This is a genomic window from Enterobacter sp. PP-008-ECC_S150 (assembly GCF_045257065.1).
GTDB classification, from domain to species: Bacteria; Pseudomonadota; Gammaproteobacteria; order Enterobacterales; family Enterobacteriaceae; genus Enterobacter; species Enterobacter chengduensis.
On the sequence record NZ_JBJHHG010000004.1, the window covers coordinates 80,617 to 99,030 of the forward strand.

Genomic DNA, 18,414 nt, shown 5'->3' on the forward strand with positions numbered 1-18,414 from the left:
TACGGCCATCACGCTATGAACACCCCCGTTAATATGGGATGTAAAAAAAGAGGTATATGTGTCTACTGCAAACAATAAACCAACAGATGAAAGCGTGAGTCTTAACGCTTTTAAACAACCAAAAGCGTTCTATCTCATCTTCTCTATCGAGTTATGGGAGCGTTTTGGTTATTACGGCCTGCAAGGGATCATGGCGGTTTACCTGGTAAAACAGCTGGGTATGTCCGAAGCCGATTCCATCACGCTGTTCTCCTCCTTCAGTGCTCTGGTGTACGGTCTGGTCGCTATCGGCGGCTGGCTGGGCGATAAAGTTCTTGGAACTAAACGCGTCATTATGCTGGGCGCGATTGTCCTGGCGATTGGCTATGCTCTGGTTGCATGGTCAGGTCACGATGCCGCCGTCGTATATATGGGTATGGCGACGATTGCCGTCGGTAACGGGCTGTTCAAAGCGAACCCGTCCTCCCTGCTCTCTACCTGCTACAGCAAAGACGACCCGCGTCTGGACGGTGCATTCACCATGTACTACATGTCCGTGAACATCGGTTCATTCTTCTCTATGCTGGCAACTCCATGGCTGGCGGCGAAATTCGGCTGGAGCGTGGCCTTCTCGCTCTCCGTGGTAGGTATGCTGATCACCGTGGTCAACTTTGCCTTCTGCAAACGCTGGGTGAAAGACTACGGTTCAAAACCTGATTTCGAACCTGTGCATATGGGCAAACTGCTGGCGACCATCGTGGGCGTTGCCGTTCTGGCGACCATCGCCACCTGGCTGCTGCACAACCAGGGTATCGCACGTGCCGTTCTGGGCGTGGTTGCGCTGGGTATCGTGGTCATCTTCGCGAAAGAAGCCTTCTCCATGCAGGGTGCTGCGCGCCGTAAGATGATTGTGGCGTTCATTCTGATGCTGGAAGCTATCATCTTCTTCGTACTGTACAGCCAGATGCCAACCTCTCTGAACTTCTTCGCTATTCGTAACGTTGAGCACTCTATCCTGGGTATCGCGTTTGAGCCGGAGCAGTATCAGGCCCTGAACCCATTCTGGATCATGATTGGTAGCCCGATTCTGGCCGCGATCTACAACAAGATGGGTGACCGTCTGCCAATGCCGCACAAGTTCGCGATTGGTATGGTGCTGTGTTCCGGCGCGTTCCTGGTGCTGCCGCTGGGTACCAAATTTGCCACCGACGCGGGTATCGTGTCCGTTAACTGGCTGATCCTGAGCTACGCGCTGCAGTCTATCGGTGAACTGATGATCTCCGGTCTGGGTCTGGCGATGGTGGCACAGCTGGTTCCACAGCGTCTGATGGGCTTCATTATGGGTAGCTGGTTCCTGACCACTGCCGGTGCGGCAATTATCGCCGGTAAGATTGCGAACCTGATGGCCGTACCGGATAACGTTACTGACCCACTGGTCTCCCTGAACGTCTACGGAACCGTGTTCATGCAGATTGGTATCGCGACAGCGGTGATCGCGGCGCTGATGCTGCTGACCGCACCGAAGCTGAACCGCATGACTCAGGACGACGATAAAACCGCTAAAGCGACCAGTACCGCTACCGCGTAAGAGTATTGAGAAACGACCGAACAGAAGCCGCTAATGCATTAGCGGCTTTTTTTTTGTCCATCCGCGCACTAACATAGCTGAAACCTCAGCAAAAAGGAGTTACCGATGAAACTGTTCTACAAGCCGGGCGCGTGCTCTCTTGCTTCCCACATCACCCTGCGCGAGAGCGGCAAGGATTTCACGCTGGATGGCGTTGATCTGATGAAAAAGCGTCTGGAAAATGGCGATGATTTTCTTGCTATTAACCCCAAGGGACAAGTTCCGGCGCTCCTGCTGGATGACGGTACTCTGCTGACCGAAGGCGTGGCGATTATGCAGTTCCTGGCCGATAGCGTACCGGATCGCCAGCTGCTGGCGCCGGTCAGTACCGTTTCTCGCTACAAGACGCTGGAATGGCTGAACTACATTGCGACCGAACTGCACAAAGGCTTTACGCCGCTGTTCCGCCCGGATACGCCAGAAGAGTTCAAACCGACCCTGCGCGCGCTGCTTGAGAAAAAGCTGCAGTACGTTAACGAGTCGCTGAAAGATGAACAGTGGATTGGCGGTTCGCGCTTTACGATTGCCGACGCATACCTGTTTACCGTTCTGCGCTGGGCGCGCGCGGTTAAGCTGAATCTGGAAGGGTTAGACCACATCGCATCGTATATGAAGCGCGTGGCGGAGCGTCCTGCGGTGGCCGCGGCGCTGAAAGCGGAAGGTCTTAACTAATATCGCCCGGCGGCGCTTCGCTTGCACGGGCCTACGGGTTTTGTAGGCCGGGTAAGCGCAGCGCCACCCGGCATCGTTTATAGCTGCGTTGCGCTAAAATAGTGCTCCGGCTTCGCGATACGATCCTGCGCCGCGACCACCTGAAGCTCGTATTCCTGCATCTCTTTCGTCGCAATCATGATTTCGTACACCGCGGCGGTAACATGCTCCAGCGCGTCTCTCACCGTTGCGCCCTGCAGCAATTTCACCAGCAGAAGCCCGCTGGTCACATCCCCCACGCCAACCGGCTGGCGAAGTCCGAAATCCACCAGCGGACGGCTGATATGCCAGGCGTCATCTTTCGTCACCAGCAGCATCTCAAAACGGTCCTGGCTGAGCCCTGCGCGCGCGAGATGTTTTACCAGGACAACCTCAGGCCCCTGAGCGATCAGCTCGCGAGACGCGCTTACCGCCTCATCTACGCTGTTAACCGGATGCTCGCAGAGGATCTCCAGCTCAACAAGGTTTGGCGCAATGATATCGCTGGCGGGCAGCGCGTGGCGGACGTGAAACTCTGCGACGCCGGGCGCCACGATACAGCCTTTCTCCGGATGGCCCATGACGGGGTCGCAGAAGTATTTTGCCGCCGGGTTTGCCGCTTTCACCTGGCGCACGATGCCGAGGATATGCTCCCCCTGCTCCGCCGAGCCGAGATAACCGCTCAGGACGGCATCACAGCGCCTGAGCTGGTCGATCTCCGCAATGCCCTGCACAACCTCGGTAAGGTGCGAAGGCGGCATCACGCAGCCGGTCCATTTGCCGTACTGCGTGTGGTTGGAAAACTGCACGGTATTGAGGGGCCAGACGTTGACGCCGAGGCGACGCATCGGAAATTCCGCGGCGCTGTTGCCAGCGTGTCCAAAAACAACGTGGGACTGAATGGCGAGGATGTTCTTCATTTTTTTCTTACCAAACCCTGAAAAAACAAAAAGGGGCGTGGTTTCCCACGCCCCTGGAGACTGTTAATTACTTCCAGCAGACAAGGCAGTAGTTTTTCTTGCCGCGACGCAGCAGCGTGTAGCGGCCATACAGACGATCGCCGTCAACGAAGGTGTATTCCGGGTCGGCCTGTTTTTCACCGTTGATGGTGATCGCGTTAGACGCAATCGTTTTACGCGCCTGACCGCGGGATGGCTGGAGCTCGGAGTCCACCAGCGCCTGCATCAGGTCAGCCCCTTTTTCCATCTCAACCATCGGCACGCCGTCCTGCGCCAGCTGTTCGAAGTCCGCTTCGCTCAGATCGCTCAGGGTACCGTTGAACAGGCTTGCGGTAATGCGTTTTGCCGCGGCCAGACCTTCTTCGCCGTGAACCAGTTTGGTCACATCGTCCGCCAGCACATACTGGGCGCGCGGCGCTTTACCGCTGTTCTTGTCTTCTTCTTCCAGCGCATTGATGTCTGCAATATCCATGAAGGTGAAGAACTTCAGGAAGCGGTAAACATCGGCGTCCGCCGTGTTGATCCAGAACTGGTAGAATTTATACGGGCTGGTTTTCTTCGGATCGAGCCATACCGCACCGCCTTCCGTCTTACCAAATTTGGTGCCGTCAGCTTTGGTGATCAGCGGAACGGTCAGACCGAAGACCTGATTCTGATGCAGACGACGGGTCAGGTCGATACCGGAGGTGATGTTACCCCACTGGTCAGAACCGCCAATCTGCAGGGAAACGCCGTGCAGTTTGTTCAGGCAGGCAAAGTCATACCCCTGCAGCAGGTTGTAGGAGAACTCGGTAAAGGAGATCCCCTGGTCGTCACGGTTCAGACGCTGCTTAACGGCCTCTTTGTTAATCATCTGGTTAACAGAGAAGTGCTTGCCGATATCGCGCAGGAAGGTCAGCACGTTCATGCTGCCAAACCAGTCGTAGTTGTTCGCGGCAATTGCAGCGTTATCGCCACAGTCGAAGTCGAGGAACGGTGCAACCTGTTTGCGGATCTTATCCACCCACTCCTGCACGGTATCTTCGGTATTCAGCTTACGCTCAGCGGCTTTAAAGCTTGGATCGCCAATCAGACCGGTCGCGCCGCCTACCAGAGCAACAGGCTTATGGCCCGCCATCTGGAAGCGTTTCAGGCATAACAATGGAACAAGATGCCCCAAATGCAAGCTGTCAGCGGTGGGATCGAAGCCGCAATAGAGCGCGATCGGGCCTTGCGCCAGTCGCTCTGCTAACGCTTCCTCGTCCGTCACCTGGGCCACGAGGCCCCGCTCTTGCAATTGTTTAATCAAGTTACTGCTTGCCATCAAATTCTCCATGTATAAACGACTGCACCTTTGCCGGTACACGACTTTTCGCCTGATGCGAAAGGACCATAGAATAAAGCGCTAGCGCGGCGTGCGCTAGCGCTTAAATCAACAAATTTCGGGGATTACGGCGCCAGTCTGTCGATTTTCCAGCCGCTATCCTCGCGCTGGTATAAAAAGCGGTCGTGCAGGCGATGTTCGCCCCCCTGCCAGAACTCTATTTGCTCAATCGGGATACGGAAACCGCCCCAGAAGCTTGGCAGCGGAATTTCGCCCTGCTGGAACTTCTGTTTCAGCTCGAGGAATTTACTTTCCAGCACGCCGCGCGCAGAAATTCGGCTGGACTGTTTAGAGACCCAGGCGCCAATCTGGCTGTCACGCGGGCGGCTGTGGAAATACTTCACCACTTCCAGCGTCGAGAGACGTTCCGCCTTGCCGGTGACCATGACCTGACGTTCCAGCATGTGCCAGGGGAACAGCAGGCTGATGCGCGGATTGTTTTCCAGATGGTGCGCCTTGCGGCTGCCGAGGTTGGTATAGAACACCAGCCCTTTCTCGTCATAATGCTTGAGCAAGACGATGCGCTGATAGGGTTGACCGTTTTCATCTACCGTGGCGACGACCATGGCCGTTGGGTCGGCGAGTTTTGCTTCACAGGCCTGTTTCAGCCAGCGTTCAAAAAGCACGAGGGGTTCAGCGGGAAGATCCTGGCGACGCAGGCCGCCTTTGGTGTATTCACGGCGCAGATGCGCAATTTGCTGCAGTTCGTCGTTATCTGACATGGCGTTAGCTGACGTTGAGAGTGGGTGGCGCTATTGTGCGCCGCCCCTGTAAAAATCTCAACGCTTCGGATTTTCGAGCTGGCAATTGTTCAGCACAATGCGGTCGCGTTTGTAGACCGTAGCGCTGTCGCCTTTCGACCAGAAGACATAGATACCGTCGGTGTAGCGTGCGCCCGAGGCCGACATGCCCTGCTTCAGCGTCAGCAATTTGTTGTCGTAAACAAAGCTGGCTTCCTGGCGAGGATTATTCAGCTTTACGGTCAGCGGTTTCTCGTCGCAGCGATAAGACAGCGTATCGGTCTGCATGCGCTCAACAAGCTGGTTGTAGACGCTGCATCCTGACAGCAACAAAGGGGCGGCAATAAGAAGAAGTTTTTTCATGGGCGTATTCCGAAGACTTTCCTGGTCCTGGAGGGCATGGCTGCCCCCCTGTTTCGTCCCATTCTAACGTCGACGCGCCGCGCTGAATTTCAGTTAACTCTGATTATGCCGAGGATTTGCCGGGAAAATCGCCCCAAGGACGCTCGCCTCGCGCGCACCCGTTACGGACGGTAAGTTTCCCGGCAGGCCGGCAATCGTGCGCCAGGCAAGCCAGGCGAAGGCCAGCGCTTCCATATCATCACCGCTGATGCCGGCCTCATCGGTCGTCGACACTTCGGTGCCCGGCAGTAGCCCGGCAAGACGCGCCATCACCAGCGGATTGCGGCTTCCGCCACCGCACACCAGCAGGCGTTCGCATCCGCCGCTGAGAAGCACCTGCTCGGAGATCGACACGGCCGTGAGCTCGGCAAGCGTCGCCTGGACATCCTGCGGCGCAAGCGCCGGGAATGACGCCAGCTGGCGCTCAAGCCAGCCAAAGTTGAAGTATTCACGCCCCGTGCTTTTCGGTGCCGGTAAGGCAAAATAGGGATCGCTCAGCATGGACTGCAGCAGCGGCAGAATGACTTTTCCCCCGCACGCCCACTCCGCGTTTTTGTCATACGGTTGGCCGCACTGACGCCAGATCCAGGCATCCATTAGCATATTGCCCGGGCCGGTATCGTAGCCGCGGACCGGCTGTCCCGGGATGAGCATTGACAGATTAGCGATGCCGCCAATGTTCAGCACCATACGCCGCTCTGACGGGTGCGCCAGTAACGCCTGGTGAAACGCGGGCACCAGCGGCGCGCCCTGCCCGCCAAGAGCGATATCGCGACGACGAAAATCGCCGACTACCGTGACGCCCGTCTTCGCCACAATCTGGTTGTTATCGCCGATTTGCAGGGTATGCGGGGCTTCTCCGCCGGGCTCATGCCAGACCGTCTGGCCGTGACACCCGATGGCCACCACATCCTGCGGGCGAAGGTGTTCTTTTTGCATCAACGCCTGCACCGCATCCGCAAAAAGCGCCCCCAGGCGAACATCAAGTTGTCCAAGCTGGGAGAGGGTCAGCTGCTGCCCCTGACAGATACTCAGAATATCCTCTTTGAGCGAAAGGGGGATTGGCCAGGTCAGGCTCGCCTGCTGTGCCACCATGTTCTCGTCAATGGCGGCCAGAACGACATCTACCCCATCCAGACTGGTGCCCGACATCACACCAATGTAGCGACCCGATTTCATGCGCTTTCCTTACGTTGCGTGGGCTAAGGCTATCCACTCAACCATAAACGGCGCAGCTTTGCCATCCGGCAATAATATTTTTTAACAATGTCAGGCGGGTAACACAGGCAGCCCCTGTTTATGTCTCGTTAAGTCAAATTCAAGTACAATTTTCCTATTGTTAGTGCAAAGATATGAACGATGGCGTGTTATGCCATATAATTTAGCCATAACGGATGCCCTCAATCGGGCGTTTTTGGTGAACAGGAGATTCAAATGATTTTACGTGTACTGGGCGTTTCGCTGATTGGTTTAACTCTGGCTGGCTGTGTGAATGACAGTTCACTGTCCGGCGACGTTTACAGCGCTTCTGAAGCGAAACAGGTTCAGAACGTGACTTACGGTACCGTTGTTAACGCGCGCCCTGTACAGATTCAGGGAGGTGATGATAGCAACGTGATGGGCGCAATCGGCGGTGCCGTGCTGGGTGGTTTCCTGGGGAATACCGTCGGCGGTGGCGCAGGCCGTTCTCTGGCAACCGCAGCGGGCGCTGTGGCGGGTGGTGTAGCAGGCCAGGGCGTTCAGGGGGCGATGAACAAAACCCAGGGCGTAGAGCTTGAAATTCGTAAGGACGACGGCAGTACGATCATGGTTGTTCAGAAACAGGGCAGCACCCGCTTCTCTGCAGGCCAGCGCGTTGTGCTGGCGAGCAACGGACGCCAGGTGACCGTCTCCCCGCGTTAATTAAAAAAATGGATGTGGTCAACGGGCCACATCCATTTACAATATACATAACTTAAATAAATATATTTACAAAATACATTCACCCCACCAATTATCTTTCAGGCTGGATATTGTTTCTGCGCAAAGTATTTATTGAATTAATTGGTTAAACTCTTCGCAAGTACCTTACCTTAATTCCTTTTTAATTATTTAAAAAAATTTATATGCTTGCGAATAGTCAATCTGCAAAAAGTCGTTATCTCTCATTCTGTTTCGGTTGCCTTATTGTCATCGGAATATTACAAGCGCTATTTTCAAAAGTGGTTGAATGGGTTCCCTCCTTCTCGCCGCTTTTGTTCCCCACGCTCACCATTTTCCTGCTTGTCTTTCATCTGTTTATTGCCTGTTTTATGGGGATGAAATACTGGTGTGATAAGAAGCGGCTGTACCTGGTCCCAATAGCCTTTGCCTTTGCCGGTTCGGCATTGCTGATGGTCGGAACGCTCTCCAGCTTTCCCGCCTGGCTGGACCTCTACCAGTTCAACGTCGTGAACTACAACGATGCGATGATCTACTATATGTTCCGCCACATCTTAATGGCGCTGTTGATAATCGCTTCCGCATTACTCTTCCCCATTCGCAATCAGCCTCTTTCACGCCTGGCGCATATCGCCATCGTCAGTAGCGCCTCTCTTTTTACCGCCTGCATGTTAATTGTGGCCTGGATGTACTCCAGCCATTCTGCGTTCTTATCCCTCGATCTGATTGATAATGAAACGCGGCAATTTATGGTTCTCTGGAGCCACTGCATCAATATTTCATTGATTGTGCTCTGGGTGGTGACATTAGCAACGCTGATGTTTATTACGCGCGTGCGCAACCTATTCTGGGCAAGCGGTAATTTTCTCTGTCTCTGCTATATCGTCACGCTGTCGATGCTGCTATTAGGAGGACATGCCGAAGATATCTCGTGGTATCGTGCCCGGCTATTTGAAACCGTCGCGACGCTGATCATTATTTTTGTTCTGCTTTGTGATGTTTTCAGGCTTTACCGCGACTCGCATGTAAAGTATCAGCAGTCATATCAAAATTCGATTCGCGATCCGCTTACGCGCCTTTATAACCGCAGCTATTTTTATGAATCATTGAACCAGGCGCTGGACGTTGCTAAACCAAGCCGCCCCGTGTCGGTTATCGTGAGCGATCTCGATCGCTTTAAGCGCATCAATGACAACTATGGCCATCTCCAGGGCGACAAAGTCCTGCAGTTTGTCGCCAATCTGCTGATGGATTCCGTTCGCCCGCATGATATTGCGGCGCGTATTGGCGGGGAAGAGTTTGTCCTGATGCTGGCCGATACCTCTTCAGACGCCGCAGTCCAGGTGGCGGAACGTATCCGGCTGAAGCTGAGCAGCTTTGATAAAACCAGCAGCGGGGGCCAGCTGCCGGAGCCGATTACCATCAGCATGGGGGTGTTTACGGCAACGTCGTCATCAGTGACCGCTGAAAAGTGCGTGGAAAGCGCGGATAAGGCGATGTATGAAGCTAAAGAGACCGGCCGTAACCGCGTCGTTGTGTTCAAATAGAAAAAAGGCCTTGCGGATGCAAGGCCCTGTTGTCTGGTCAGTCGCGCGACTGCAGCTCGTGGATGTTTTGCTCAAGGCGAGCAATCAGGCTGATGAGCATTTCCAGCTCGGCTGGCGACACGCCTGAGAGGATTTCACCGCGCGTCTTAGTAATCACGGCTTCCATTTCCGTGATAATAGGCGCCGCTTTCTCGGTGAGTTTAATCCGCTTGGCGCGGCGATCGCTGGCGCAGGTCTGCCGCGAGATCAACCCCTTCTCTTCCAGCTGGTCAAGCGTGCGCACCAGCGACGGTTGCTCAATGCCTATCGCTTTTGCCAGCTGAATTTGCGACTGATCGGGCGGCAGCTGATGAATGTTGTGCAGCGTGACCCAATGCGTCTGGGTGAGTTCCAGAGGTTTCAGGCGATGGTCAATCAGAGCACGCCAGACGCGTACCAACCTTGCCAGATCAGAACCTAATGGCGATTCCAATTTCATCTCCTTATAATTAGCTTGCTAAGTTATTATACTGATTTTAGAATAGTGTGCAGCATTTGTATTGCCAAAACAAATGCAATACTGCATTCATCGAACTTTAAAGTATGACTTACACTGAATTGTGATGCTTCATCCTACTAAGACAAGCCAACGCGGCATTCTGTTCACTGCAAAGGATTTCTGCCCGTGACGTTTTTTCATCACTCAGAAGGTTTACCCCTTCAGGACCTGATCTTCGGTGCGTCAGTCTACTTTCCTCCCCTGTTTAAGGCCGTTCTGGTGGGCTTTATGCTCTGGCTCATCGCGCATCGCCTGCTTCGCGACTGGATGTACTCCGGCGAAATCTGGCATCCCATGCTGATGGATCTCTCCCTGTTTGCCCTTTCCGTATGCCAGGGCCTTGCCGTTTTGACCGTGTGGTGAATATATCCATGAAAACGCTAAAGTATTTTTCCACCCTGTTTGTCCTTGCCCTCGCGCTGGTTGCGGGCTGGTGGATGTGGAATTTTTATATGCAGTCGCCCTGGACGCGTGACGGCAAAGTTCGCGCTGAACAGGTCAGCATTACCCCTCAGGTGTCGGGAAGTATCACGACGCTGTTGGTTAAGGATAACCAGTTCGTCAAAAAGGGAGAGGTGTTATTCCGAATCGACGACACCCCTTACCACATAGCCATTCTGAACGCTCAGGCGCAGCTGGCCAAAGCCCAGTCTGACCTCGCAAAGGCCAACAACGAGGCCAACCGCCGCCGCCACCTGTCGCAAAACTACATCTCAGCGGAAGATTTAGATACCGCGAATATCAACGTCAAGGCCATGCAGGCGAACGTCAACGTGGCGGAGGCGACCCTGAAGCAGGCGCAGTGGCAGCTGACCCAAACCGTGATTACGGCCCCTGTCGACGGATGGGTGACCAACCTCTCCGCCCGTGTGGGGAACTACGCCACCACCGGCCAGCCGGTGTTTGCCCTCGTCGACAGCCACTCCTTCTACGTCGTAGGCTACTTTGAAGAGACTAAGCTTCGCCATATTCGCGCTGGCTCGCCTGCCGCAATAACGCTTTATAGCGGCTCGCAAACGTTACAGGGTCACGTATCCAGCATCGGTCGCGCCATTTACGATCAAAGCGTGGAAACGGATTCCGGGCTGGTGCCGGACATCAAGCCGAACGTGCCGTGGGTGCGACTGGCTCAACGCGTTCCGGTACGCGTGGAGTTTGACCGTTTACCGGAGGACATCACCCTGGTCTCCGGCACCACCTGTACCGTCTCAATCGGAACCCTTTAATGAAGCTACAGGTGCCCTCCTGGCAAAACACGCCGTGGATGAAGGCGACGCGTCCCCAGTGGCGCTACGCGCTGCGTAACGGTATTGCGATGTGTCTTGCTCTGACGGTCGCCTATTATCTGAATCTGGACCAACCATACTGGGCGTTGACCTCAGCGGCGGTGGTGAGTTTCCCCACCGTTGGCGGGGTAATCAGCAAAAGCCTGGGCCGTATCGCGGGAAGTCTGCTGGGGGCCACCGCAGCGTTAATTATCGCCGGACACACGCTGAACGATCCGTGGATGTTCCTGCTGAGCATGGCGGCATGGCTGGGCTGCTGTACCTGGGCCTGCGCCCATTTTACCAACAACGTCGCCTATGCTTTCCAGCTGGCGGGCTATACCGCCGCCATTATTGCCTTCCCGGTGGTGAACGTGCTCGACACCACCGAGCTGTGGGATATTGCCCAGGCGCGCGTCTGCGAAGTCATTGTCGGGATCCTCAGCGGCGGATTTATGATGATGGTCCTGCCCAGCACCTCCGACGGCACCGCGCTGATTACCGCGCTGAAAACCATGCATACCCGGCTGCTGGAACATGCGAGCCTGCTGTGGCAGCCGGATACCAACGACGACATCCGCCTCGCGCATGAAAGGGTTATCGGACAGATCCTGACCACGAATCTGCTGCGCATTCAGGCGTTCTGGAGCCATTACCGTTTTCGCCGTCAGAACACCCTGCTTAACTACCTGCTGCACCAGCAGCTCCGCATGACCAGCGCCATCTCCAGCCTGCGCCGGATGCTGCTCAGCTGGCCGACGCCGCCCAAAAACACCCGCGCCGTGATTGACGCGCTGCTCGCGGCGCTTGCCCGGCCGGACGCGGATATCTACACCGTCGCGAAGATCATCGCCCCGCTCGCCCCGGTGGATGAGTACGACTACCGTCATCGCGCCTTCTGGCAGCGCCTGAATTACTTTTGTCGGTTATACCTGCGCAGCAGCCGCTGGATTAACGCGATCGAGAATGCCAGTCCGATAACGGAGTTTAACGTCCCCGGCAGCCCGGCACTCGCGCGGCACACCGACTATCTGGAAGCGATGTGGAGCGGTTTTCGTACCTTTTGCGCGCTGACGCTGGTTGGCGCGTGGAGCATCACCACGCAGTGGGAGTCCGGTACGGCGGCGCTGACGCTTGCCGCCATCAGCTGCGTGCTTTACTCCGTCGCGGCCTCGCCGTTCAACTCGCTTACGCTTCTGCTGCGCACGCTGGTGCTGCTCTCGCTGTTCAGCTTTGTGGTGAAGTTTGGCCTGATGGTGCAGATAAGCGATCTGTGGCAGTTCCTGCTGTTTCTGTTTCCGCTGTTGACCACCATGCAGCTTCTGAAGCTGCAAATGCCAAAGCTCGCGGGTCTTTGGGGACAGCTGATTGTCTTTATGGGCTCGTTTATCTCGGTGACGAATCCGCCGGTTTACGATTATGCCGATTTTCTCAATGACAACCTGGCAAAGATCCTCGGCGTGGGGCTGGCGTGGCTGGCTTTTGCGGTGCTGCGTCCCGGCTCTGATGCGCGGAAAAGCCGCAGGCATATTCGGGAGTTACGCAGGGGGTTTGTCGACCAGCTCAGCCGTAAACCGCATATGGGTGAAAACGAGTATGAATCGCTGGTGTATCACCACGTCAGCCAGCTCAATAACAGCCAGGATGCCCTTTCCCGACGCTGGCTGCTGCGCTGGGGCGTGGTGCTGCTGAACTGTTCGCACGTGGTCTGGCAGCTGCGCGCATGGGAAACGCGGTCCGATCCGCTGTCGCAGGTGCGTGACGTCTGCATCTCCCTGCTGCGCGACGTGATGAGCGAGCGCGGTGTCCAGCAGCGACCGCTGGCCGCCACGCTGAATGAACTGCAGCGGATCTGCGATATCCTGGCACGACATCATCACCCCGCAGCGCGTGATTTAGCCTCGATAATCTGGCGGCTGCACTGCTCGCTGTCGCAGCTGGAGCAGGCCCCACCGCCGGGCACGATTGGGGATCAGATCACGCCGCAGGCGTAACGCGCCCCGCCGCCGCCAAGCGGTTTAGGCTGGTCGGACATATTGTCGCCACCGACATGAATCATCAGCGCTTTACCTTTCACTTCATCGAGCTTTTTCAGACGCGGCGCGACGACGGGATCGGTGGCTTTACCGTCGTTATTGACCACCAGTACAGGCAGATCGCCCAGATGCCCCATGCCGTCCGGGCCCTCATGCTTGCCGGTATGCTGGGGATCCAGATGTCCTCCTGCCGCTTCCGCCGCCGACGCTTTACCCTCTTTTAACGCGGGCTGACAGCTGCCTTTGGCGTGAACATGGAAGCCATGCTCACCGGGCGGGAGTGCTTTAAGGTTGGGGGCGAACTCCAGTCCTTTATCGGTTTCCGTAATTTTCACCGTACCGATTGACTGGCCCACACCCTGAGAGGTGACGAGATTCATTTCCACTTCGTCGCTGGCTGCCTGCGCCCCTGCGCAAACAACCAGCGTAACCATTGCCAGAGCAAAACGCTTCATATGACCTCCACGGGTTATTTTTTGCCCCTTAAGTGTATACCAGGGGCAAAGATTTCACCGGAAAGTCACCTTATGGCGGTTTATGGCACGTCGTAACCCAGCGCGGCCTTGCGGATGCGGAACCACTGCTGGCGGGTCATCTGCAGCTCTTCAGCGGCCAGCGCAGAACGCACGCGTTCAATTTTACCGGAACCGATAATGGGCAGCGGTTTTGACGGCAGGCGCAGGATCCACGCGTAAACCACCTGTTCGATGCTCTCGGCGTTCAGTTCGCGGGCGATGGCTTCCAGCTCGTTACGCAGCGGCTGGAATTCATCATCATTAAACAGGCGTCCGCCCCCGAGGCACGACCAGGCCATTGGGCGAACGCGCAGCTGCTGCAGCTGGTCGAGCGTACCGTCCAGCAGCAGCGGCTGGTGAACCGGGGAGATTTCAACCTGGTTAGTGGCCAGAGTAAACGGCAGGCGTGACTGAAGCAGCGCAAACTGCGCCGGGGTAAAGTTAGACACGCCGAAGTGACGGACTTTCCCGCTCTGGTGCAGGTTCAGAAAGGCTTCCGCAACCTCATCGGCATCCATCAGCGGGTCAGGACGGTGGATTAACAGCAGGTCGATACGATCGGTCGCCAGATTGACCAGCGACTGCTCGGCGCTCTTGATGATATGCGCGCTGTCGGTGATGTAATGACCGAGGGCGTGCTCGGGTTTTGCCGTGGTGGCAATACCACACTTGGTGACGATTTCCATCCTGTCACGGAGCGCCGGAACCAGCTTGAGCGCCTCGCCGAAGGCGGCTTCACACTGATAGCCGCCATAAATATCCGCATGATCGACCGTGGTGATGCCTAAGTCGAGATGTTCTTCAATAAAGCTCGCCAGCTGGAGGGGGGACATATTCCAGTCCATCAGGCGCCAGTAGCCCATCACAAAACGGGAGAATTCTGGCCCCTGGGGGGCAAGGGTAATTCGCTGAACCATAACATTTTCCTCAAGGACGTAATGTCATGAGTATACGCAATTACCGTGTTAAAAAAGTGAAGGTTGCTGGGGTTCTTCGGTCTCACCGGCTTTGTTTGCGCGTATTTTGCGCAAAAGACGCTGTCGGCAGAGGCGTAACACCTCCTGCTTTTGCGTGTCGCTGAAGTTTTGCCAGTTGAAACGCTCGTCACGGGTGCGCATACACCCGCGGCAGTATCCGCGTTCATCCACCTGACAAATACCCCGGCACGGGCTCTGGATGGGGAAAAACTCCAGCTGCTCTGCCACACTCACCTCCAGATAGCCACTCTCACCTACAGTGAAGACGCTAAACGCGCGTCGTGCAAGGCCTATACCACAGATTTGTGGCATTAAGGTTTCACTAATCTTCTCTCCCTATACTCGGCCCATCATCAAAATAACAGGTTTACGGATCGATGTGGTTTATCAAAAAGTTACAATGTAACGACATAAAATTTACCCTGGGCTGTGCTTTCTTCTTTACGCTAATTAACGGGCTGTTTATCCAGCGCAGCTGGGCCATTATCGCCCCAGCCCATCTGCACGATTTCCTCTTTGCCGCCTCCGTACCGCTGGTACTGTTTTGCGGCTGGGTAATTGTTTTTAGCCTGCTCAATATCCCCTATCTCCGCAAGCCGCTGCTGATCGTCCTGACCCTCGGCTGCGCCGCGGCGACGTATTTTATGTACACCTACGGCGCGGTTATCGATCAGAACATGATCGTGAACGTGTTCGAAACCAACTCTCAGGAGGCGGCCGCCCTGGTGACCCCGCAGATGATACTGTGGATTGCCGTAGCGGGCCTGGTTCCGTCCGTGGTGCTGGCGCTCACCCGCATTCGTAGCGGAAAATGGTGGTACGCGCTGCTGGCGCGCGTCGCCGCGATGCTGGGCGCTCTGCTGGTGATCATCCTGATTGCCGCCCTGTTTTATAAAGATTACGCGTCGCTGTTCCGCAACAACAAAAGCATCGTCAAAATGGTCACCCCCGCGAACTATGTCAGCGCCGTGGTGAAGTACAGCAAAATGCGCTGGTTTGCCGGCGATCAAACGCTGGTGCGCATTGGTGAAGATGCCCATAAAGGGCCGCTGATTGCCGGTCAACAAAAGAAAACTGTTCTGGTGCTTGTCGTTGGCGAAGCCTCTCGCGCGGCAAACTACTCCCTGAATGGTTACGATCGTGAAACCAATCCGGAGCTGAAAAAGCAGGACGTAATTAACTTCCCGCAGGCCTCTTCGTGCGGCACCGAAACCGCGGTTTCCGTTCCCTGCATGTTCTCCGGCATGACGCGCAGCAAATACGATGCCGACCTGGCTCACCATCGGGAAGGGCTACTCGACGTCCTCAAACATGCGGGTGTCAACCTGCTGTGGCGCGACAACGACGGCGGCTGTAAAGGTGCCTGCGATCGCGTGCCGCATACCGACATGACGCAGTGGAATCTGGATCAGTTCTGCAAAGACAAATCCTGTATTGACGATGTGAACTTCTACCGTCTGGACAACGTGCTGGATGGCGTGAAGCAAGATACGGTGCTGGTCATCCACCTGATGGGGAGCCACGGCCCGGCGTACTATCGCCGCTACCCGGATAACTTCCGTAAGTTCACTCCAACCTGCGACACCAATGAAATTCAGAACTGCGATCATCAGGCGCTGTTGAATACCTATGACAACACCATCCTGTATACCGACAGCATGGTCAGCAAAACCATTGATGCCCTGAAAGCGCGCCAGGCAAGCATGAACACCGCGCTGATTTATCTCTCCGATCACGGTGAATCCCTGGGTGAAAGCGGTATTTATCTGCACGGCACCCCTTACATGCTTGCGCCGGAGCAGCAAACGCATATTCCGTTTATGTTCTGGCTGTCACCGGACTACGCGAAAAACTTTGGCGTAAACGAGCAGTGTTTGCGTGACCATGCAGCAAAAAATGCGGTTTCCCAGGATAATTTGTTCTCAACCGTTTTAGGTATGATGGACGTAAAATCAACAGTTTATCAACCGCAGCTGGACATACTGAGCGCATGTCGTCAGTAAACTCGCTTGCATTAGACCGAACGGTCTATTAAAGTGCGGCCATGAGCAGAAATACTGAACACGATACCCGCGAACATTTACTGGCAACCGGCGAGCGACTTTGCATGCATCGCGGGTTTACCGGTATGGGCTTGAGCGAGCTGTTAAAAACCGCTGAGGTACCGAAGGGGTCGTTTTATCACTACTTTCGGTCCAAAGAGGCCTTCGGCGTAGCGATGCTGGAGCGTCATTACGCGGGCTATCACCAGCGTCTGGCGACCCACTTTGCGTCGGGTCAAGGGAACTACCGGGATCGTGTTCTGAACTACTATCAGGAAACGCTGAACCAGTTCTGTCAGCAGGGCATTATCAGCGGTTGCCTGACCGTCAAACTGTCTGCCGAAGTGTGCGATCTTTCTGAAGATATGCGTACGGCGATGGAGAAAGGCGCCAGCGGCGTTATCGCCCTGCTGGCTCAGGCGCTGAAGAAAGGCCGCGATGAAAAAACGCTGGCCTTTCCCGGCGAGCCGTTAACCCAGGCGCAGGTGTTATATGCGCTCTGGCTGGGCGCTAACCTGCAGGCAAAAATTTCACGCAGTGCCGTGCCGCTGGAAAGCGCGCTGGCGCATGTGAAGAGTACAATTACTGCGCCTGGCATGTAGCCGGCGCTTTTATTTCCATTATTACTAGTCGACTGGTCTACTCAGGAGTCTTTATGTCAGCTGAAAAATTATTTACCCCATTGAAAGTGGGTGCCGTTACTGCGCCAAACCGCGTATTCATGGCTCCGCTAACCCGCCTGCGCAGCATTGAGCCGGGCGACATCCCAACCCCACTGATGGGTGAATACTATCGTCAGCGCGCAAGCTCTGGCCTGATTATCACCGAAGCCACGCAGATTTCTGCTCAGGCTAAGGGTTATGCGGGTGCACCGGGACTTCACAGCCCGGAACAGATCGCCGCATGGCAGAAAATCACCGCGGGCGTCCATGCTGAAGACGGTCGCATTGCGGTCCAGCTGTGGCACACCGGTCGCATCTCTCACAGCAGCATTCAGCCTGGCGGACAGGCACCGGTTTCCGCGTCGGCCCTGAGCGCCAATACCCGTACCTCCCTGCGCGATGAAAACGGCAATGCGATCCGCGTGGATACCTCTATGCCGCGCGCGCTTGAGCTGGATGAAATCCCGGGTATCGTGAACGACTTCCGCCAGGCGGTAGCCAACGCCCGCGAAGCCGGTTTTGACCTGATTGAGCTGCACTCCGCGCACGGCTACCTGCTGCACCAGTTCCTGTCACCGTCGTCTAACCATCGCACCGACCAGTACGGCGGCAGCGTTGAAAACCGCGCCCGCCTGGTGCTGGAAGTGGTTGATGCCGTATGCCAGGAGTGGAGTCCGGACCGTATCGGTATCCGCGTCTCGCCTATCGGCTCTTTCCAGAACGTCGACAACGGTCCGAACGAAGAGGCCGATGCGCTGTACCTGATCGAAGAGCTGGCGAAACGCGGCATCGCTTACCTGCACATGTCCGAGCCGGACTGGGCTGGCGGTAAGCCTTACACTGAAGCCTTCCGCCAGAAAGTGCGCGAGCGCTTCCATGGGGTGATCATCGGTGCAGGTGCCTATACGCCAGAGAAAGCCGAAGACCTGATTAATAAAGGGCTGATCGATGCCGTCGCGTTTGGCCGCGACTACATTGCCAACCCGGATCTGGTTGCTCGTCTGCAGAAAAAAGCGGCCCTGAACCCGCAGCGCCCGGAAAGCTTCTACGGCGGCGGCGCGGAAGGCTACACCGACTACCCTTCTCTGTAATCTCTCCGTTGTTCATTGATAGCGGCGATACTTCGCCGCTATACTCAAACATCGTTTCTGT

The 18,414-nt window shown here is 55.8% G+C and carries 19 protein-coding genes; 10 read left to right on the plus strand and 9 right to left on the minus strand.

The window, feature by feature from the left end; translation table 11 throughout:
• The first annotated feature begins 58 nt into the window (after positions 1-58).
• On the plus strand, positions 59-1,567 hold the full coding sequence (gene dtpA, locus ACJBF3_RS06475; protein WP_045329120.1) for a dipeptide/tripeptide permease DtpA: 1,509 nt from the start codon (positions 59-61) through the stop codon (positions 1,565-1,567).
• A 105-nt stretch (positions 1,568-1,672) separates the two neighbouring features.
• Positions 1,673-2,278, plus strand: a complete 606-nt coding sequence (gene gstA / locus ACJBF3_RS06480; protein WP_045329121.1) for a glutathione transferase GstA — start codon at positions 1,673-1,675, stop codon at positions 2,276-2,278.
• A 77-nt stretch (positions 2,279-2,355) separates the two neighbouring features.
• Here gstA and pdxY read toward each other — a convergent pair whose 3' ends face one another.
• The 5 genes from pdxY to anmK form a co-directional block, all read right to left on the minus strand.
• Positions 2,356-3,216, minus strand: a complete 861-nt coding sequence (pdxY, locus tag ACJBF3_RS06485) for a pyridoxal kinase PdxY (protein WP_045329122.1) — start codon at positions 3,214-3,216, stop codon at positions 2,356-2,358.
• 67 nt (positions 3,217-3,283) lie between these two features.
• Positions 3,284-4,558 carry a tyrosine--tRNA ligase gene (gene tyrS / locus ACJBF3_RS06490; RefSeq protein ID WP_406544844.1) on the minus strand — a complete coding sequence of 425 codons (1,275 nt, stop codon included), beginning with the start codon at positions 4,556-4,558 and terminating at the stop codon, positions 3,284-3,286.
• A gap of 125 nt (positions 4,559-4,683) precedes the next feature.
• Positions 4,684-5,340: a pyridoxamine 5'-phosphate oxidase gene (pdxH, locus tag ACJBF3_RS06495; RefSeq protein ID WP_032640017.1), complete on the minus strand. Its 657-nt coding sequence runs from the start codon at positions 5,338-5,340 to the stop codon at positions 4,684-4,686.
• A gap of 57 nt (positions 5,341-5,397) precedes the next feature.
• Positions 5,398-5,721, minus strand: coding sequence for a C-type lysozyme inhibitor (mliC, locus tag ACJBF3_RS06500; protein ID WP_045329123.1), 324 nt, complete (start codon positions 5,719-5,721; stop codon positions 5,398-5,400).
• 93 nt (positions 5,722-5,814) lie between these two features.
• Complete coding sequence (gene anmK, locus ACJBF3_RS06505; protein WP_045329124.1) at positions 5,815-6,939, minus strand: anhydro-N-acetylmuramic acid kinase; 1,125 nt, start codon at positions 6,937-6,939, stop codon at positions 5,815-5,817.
• 255 nt (positions 6,940-7,194) lie between these two features.
• Between anmK and slyB the strand changes: the two genes are divergently transcribed.
• Both slyB and ACJBF3_RS06515 read left to right on the plus strand, forming a co-directional pair.
• Positions 7,195-7,662: an outer membrane lipoprotein SlyB gene (slyB, locus tag ACJBF3_RS06510; RefSeq protein WP_045329125.1), complete on the plus strand. Its 468-nt coding sequence runs from the start codon at positions 7,195-7,197 to the stop codon at positions 7,660-7,662.
• Positions 7,663-7,865: 203 nt separating this feature from the next.
• Complete coding sequence (locus tag ACJBF3_RS06515) at positions 7,866-9,227, plus strand: GGDEF domain-containing protein (protein WP_047717833.1); 1,362 nt, start codon at positions 7,866-7,868, stop codon at positions 9,225-9,227.
• Positions 9,228-9,264: 37 nt separating this feature from the next.
• Here ACJBF3_RS06515 and slyA read toward each other — a convergent pair whose 3' ends face one another.
• On the minus strand, positions 9,265-9,705 hold the full coding sequence (gene slyA, locus ACJBF3_RS06520; RefSeq protein ID WP_021241135.1) for a transcriptional regulator SlyA: 441 nt from the start codon (positions 9,703-9,705) through the stop codon (positions 9,265-9,267).
• Between the two features lie 186 nt (positions 9,706-9,891).
• Here slyA and ACJBF3_RS06525 point away from each other — a divergent pair, with 186 nt between their 5' ends.
• The 3 genes from ACJBF3_RS06525 to ACJBF3_RS06535 are packed head-to-tail and all read left to right on the plus strand — an operon-like array spanning position 9,892 to position 13,024.
• Positions 9,892-10,128 carry a DUF1656 domain-containing protein gene (locus ACJBF3_RS06525; protein WP_045327120.1) on the plus strand — a complete coding sequence of 79 codons (237 nt, stop codon included), beginning with the start codon at positions 9,892-9,894 and terminating at the stop codon, positions 10,126-10,128.
• Positions 10,129-10,130: 2 nt separating this feature from the next.
• Positions 10,131-10,991, plus strand: coding sequence for an HlyD family secretion protein (locus ACJBF3_RS06530; RefSeq protein ID WP_045327134.1), 861 nt, complete (start codon positions 10,131-10,133; stop codon positions 10,989-10,991).
• Positions 10,991-13,024 carry an FUSC family protein gene (locus tag ACJBF3_RS06535; RefSeq protein WP_045327119.1) on the plus strand — a complete coding sequence of 678 codons (2,034 nt, stop codon included), beginning with the start codon at positions 10,991-10,993 and terminating at the stop codon, positions 13,022-13,024. The genes ACJBF3_RS06530 and ACJBF3_RS06535 overlap by 1 nt, the downstream gene beginning before the upstream one ends.
• On the opposite strand, the gene sodC is transcribed toward ACJBF3_RS06535, so the two are convergent.
• From sodC to ACJBF3_RS06550, 3 genes are all read right to left on the minus strand, one after another.
• A complete protein-coding gene (sodC, locus tag ACJBF3_RS06540; RefSeq protein ID WP_032651026.1) occupies positions 13,003-13,521 on the minus strand; it encodes a superoxide dismutase [Cu-Zn] SodC in 519 nt (172 codons plus the stop codon). The genes ACJBF3_RS06535 and sodC overlap by 22 nt on opposite strands.
• An 80-nt stretch (positions 13,522-13,601) precedes the next feature.
• On the minus strand, positions 13,602-14,498 hold the full coding sequence (locus ACJBF3_RS06545) for an aldo/keto reductase family oxidoreductase (RefSeq protein WP_045327118.1): 897 nt from the start codon (positions 14,496-14,498) through the stop codon (positions 13,602-13,604).
• Positions 14,499-14,546: 48 nt separating this feature from the next.
• Positions 14,547-14,786, minus strand: a complete 240-nt coding sequence (locus ACJBF3_RS06550; RefSeq protein ID WP_008500587.1) for a DUF1289 domain-containing protein — start codon at positions 14,784-14,786, stop codon at positions 14,547-14,549.
• Positions 14,787-14,935: 149 nt separating this feature from the next.
• Between ACJBF3_RS06550 and eptA the strand changes: the two genes are divergently transcribed.
• The 3 genes from eptA to ACJBF3_RS06565 are packed head-to-tail and all read left to right on the plus strand — an operon-like array spanning position 14,936 to position 18,353.
• Complete coding sequence (gene eptA / locus ACJBF3_RS06555) at positions 14,936-16,561, plus strand: phosphoethanolamine transferase EptA (RefSeq protein ID WP_045327117.1); 1,626 nt, start codon at positions 14,936-14,938, stop codon at positions 16,559-16,561.
• A 41-nt stretch (positions 16,562-16,602) separates the two neighbouring features.
• Positions 16,603-17,202, plus strand: coding sequence for a TetR/AcrR family transcriptional regulator (locus ACJBF3_RS06560; protein WP_045327116.1), 600 nt, complete (start codon positions 16,603-16,605; stop codon positions 17,200-17,202).
• A gap of 53 nt (positions 17,203-17,255) precedes the next feature.
• The gene (locus ACJBF3_RS06565; RefSeq protein ID WP_045327115.1) at positions 17,256-18,353 is read left to right on the plus strand and encodes an alkene reductase; all 1,098 of its coding nucleotides are present in this window, start codon (positions 17,256-17,258) and stop codon (positions 18,351-18,353) included.
• The last annotated feature ends 61 nt before the right edge of the window (positions 18,354-18,414 follow it).

Excerpts from the sequence above, each read along its gene's own strand:
- ACJBF3_RS06560 (WP_045327116.1), top strand. The coding sequence starts at position 16,603 with ATGAGCAGAAATACTGAACACGATACCCGCGAACATTTACTGGCAACC.
- pdxY (WP_045329122.1), bottom strand. The coding sequence starts at position 3,216 with ATGAAGAACATCCTCGCCATTCAGTCCCACGTTGTTTTTGGACACGCT.
- ACJBF3_RS06565 (WP_045327115.1), top strand. The coding sequence starts at position 17,256 with ATGTCAGCTGAAAAATTATTTACCCCATTGAAAGTGGGTGCCGTTACT.
- sodC (WP_032651026.1), bottom strand. The coding sequence starts at position 13,521 with ATGAAGCGTTTTGCTCTGGCAATGGTTACGCTGGTTGTTTGCGCAGGG.
- anmK (WP_045329124.1), bottom strand. The coding sequence starts at position 6,939 with ATGAAATCGGGTCGCTACATTGGTGTGATGTCGGGCACCAGTCTGGAT.
- tyrS (WP_406544844.1), bottom strand. The coding sequence starts at position 4,558 with ATGGCAAGCAGTAACTTGATTAAACAATTGCAAGAGCGGGGCCTCGTG.
- pdxH (WP_032640017.1), bottom strand. The coding sequence starts at position 5,340 with ATGTCAGATAACGACGAACTGCAGCAAATTGCGCATCTGCGCCGTGAA.
- slyB (WP_045329125.1), top strand. The coding sequence starts at position 7,195 with ATGATTTTACGTGTACTGGGCGTTTCGCTGATTGGTTTAACTCTGGCT.
- eptA (WP_045327117.1), top strand. The coding sequence starts at position 14,936 with ATGTGGTTTATCAAAAAGTTACAATGTAACGACATAAAATTTACCCTG.
- ACJBF3_RS06515 (WP_047717833.1), top strand. The coding sequence starts at position 7,866 with ATGCTTGCGAATAGTCAATCTGCAAAAAGTCGTTATCTCTCATTCTGT.
- mliC (WP_045329123.1), bottom strand. The coding sequence starts at position 5,721 with ATGAAAAAACTTCTTCTTATTGCCGCCCCTTTGTTGCTGTCAGGATGC.
- slyA (WP_021241135.1), bottom strand. The coding sequence starts at position 9,705 with ATGAAATTGGAATCGCCATTAGGTTCTGATCTGGCAAGGTTGGTACGC.
- gstA (WP_045329121.1), top strand. The coding sequence starts at position 1,673 with ATGAAACTGTTCTACAAGCCGGGCGCGTGCTCTCTTGCTTCCCACATC.
- ACJBF3_RS06535 (WP_045327119.1), top strand. The coding sequence starts at position 10,991 with ATGAAGCTACAGGTGCCCTCCTGGCAAAACACGCCGTGGATGAAGGCG.
- ACJBF3_RS06545 (WP_045327118.1), bottom strand. The coding sequence starts at position 14,498 with ATGGTTCAGCGAATTACCCTTGCCCCCCAGGGGCCAGAATTCTCCCGT.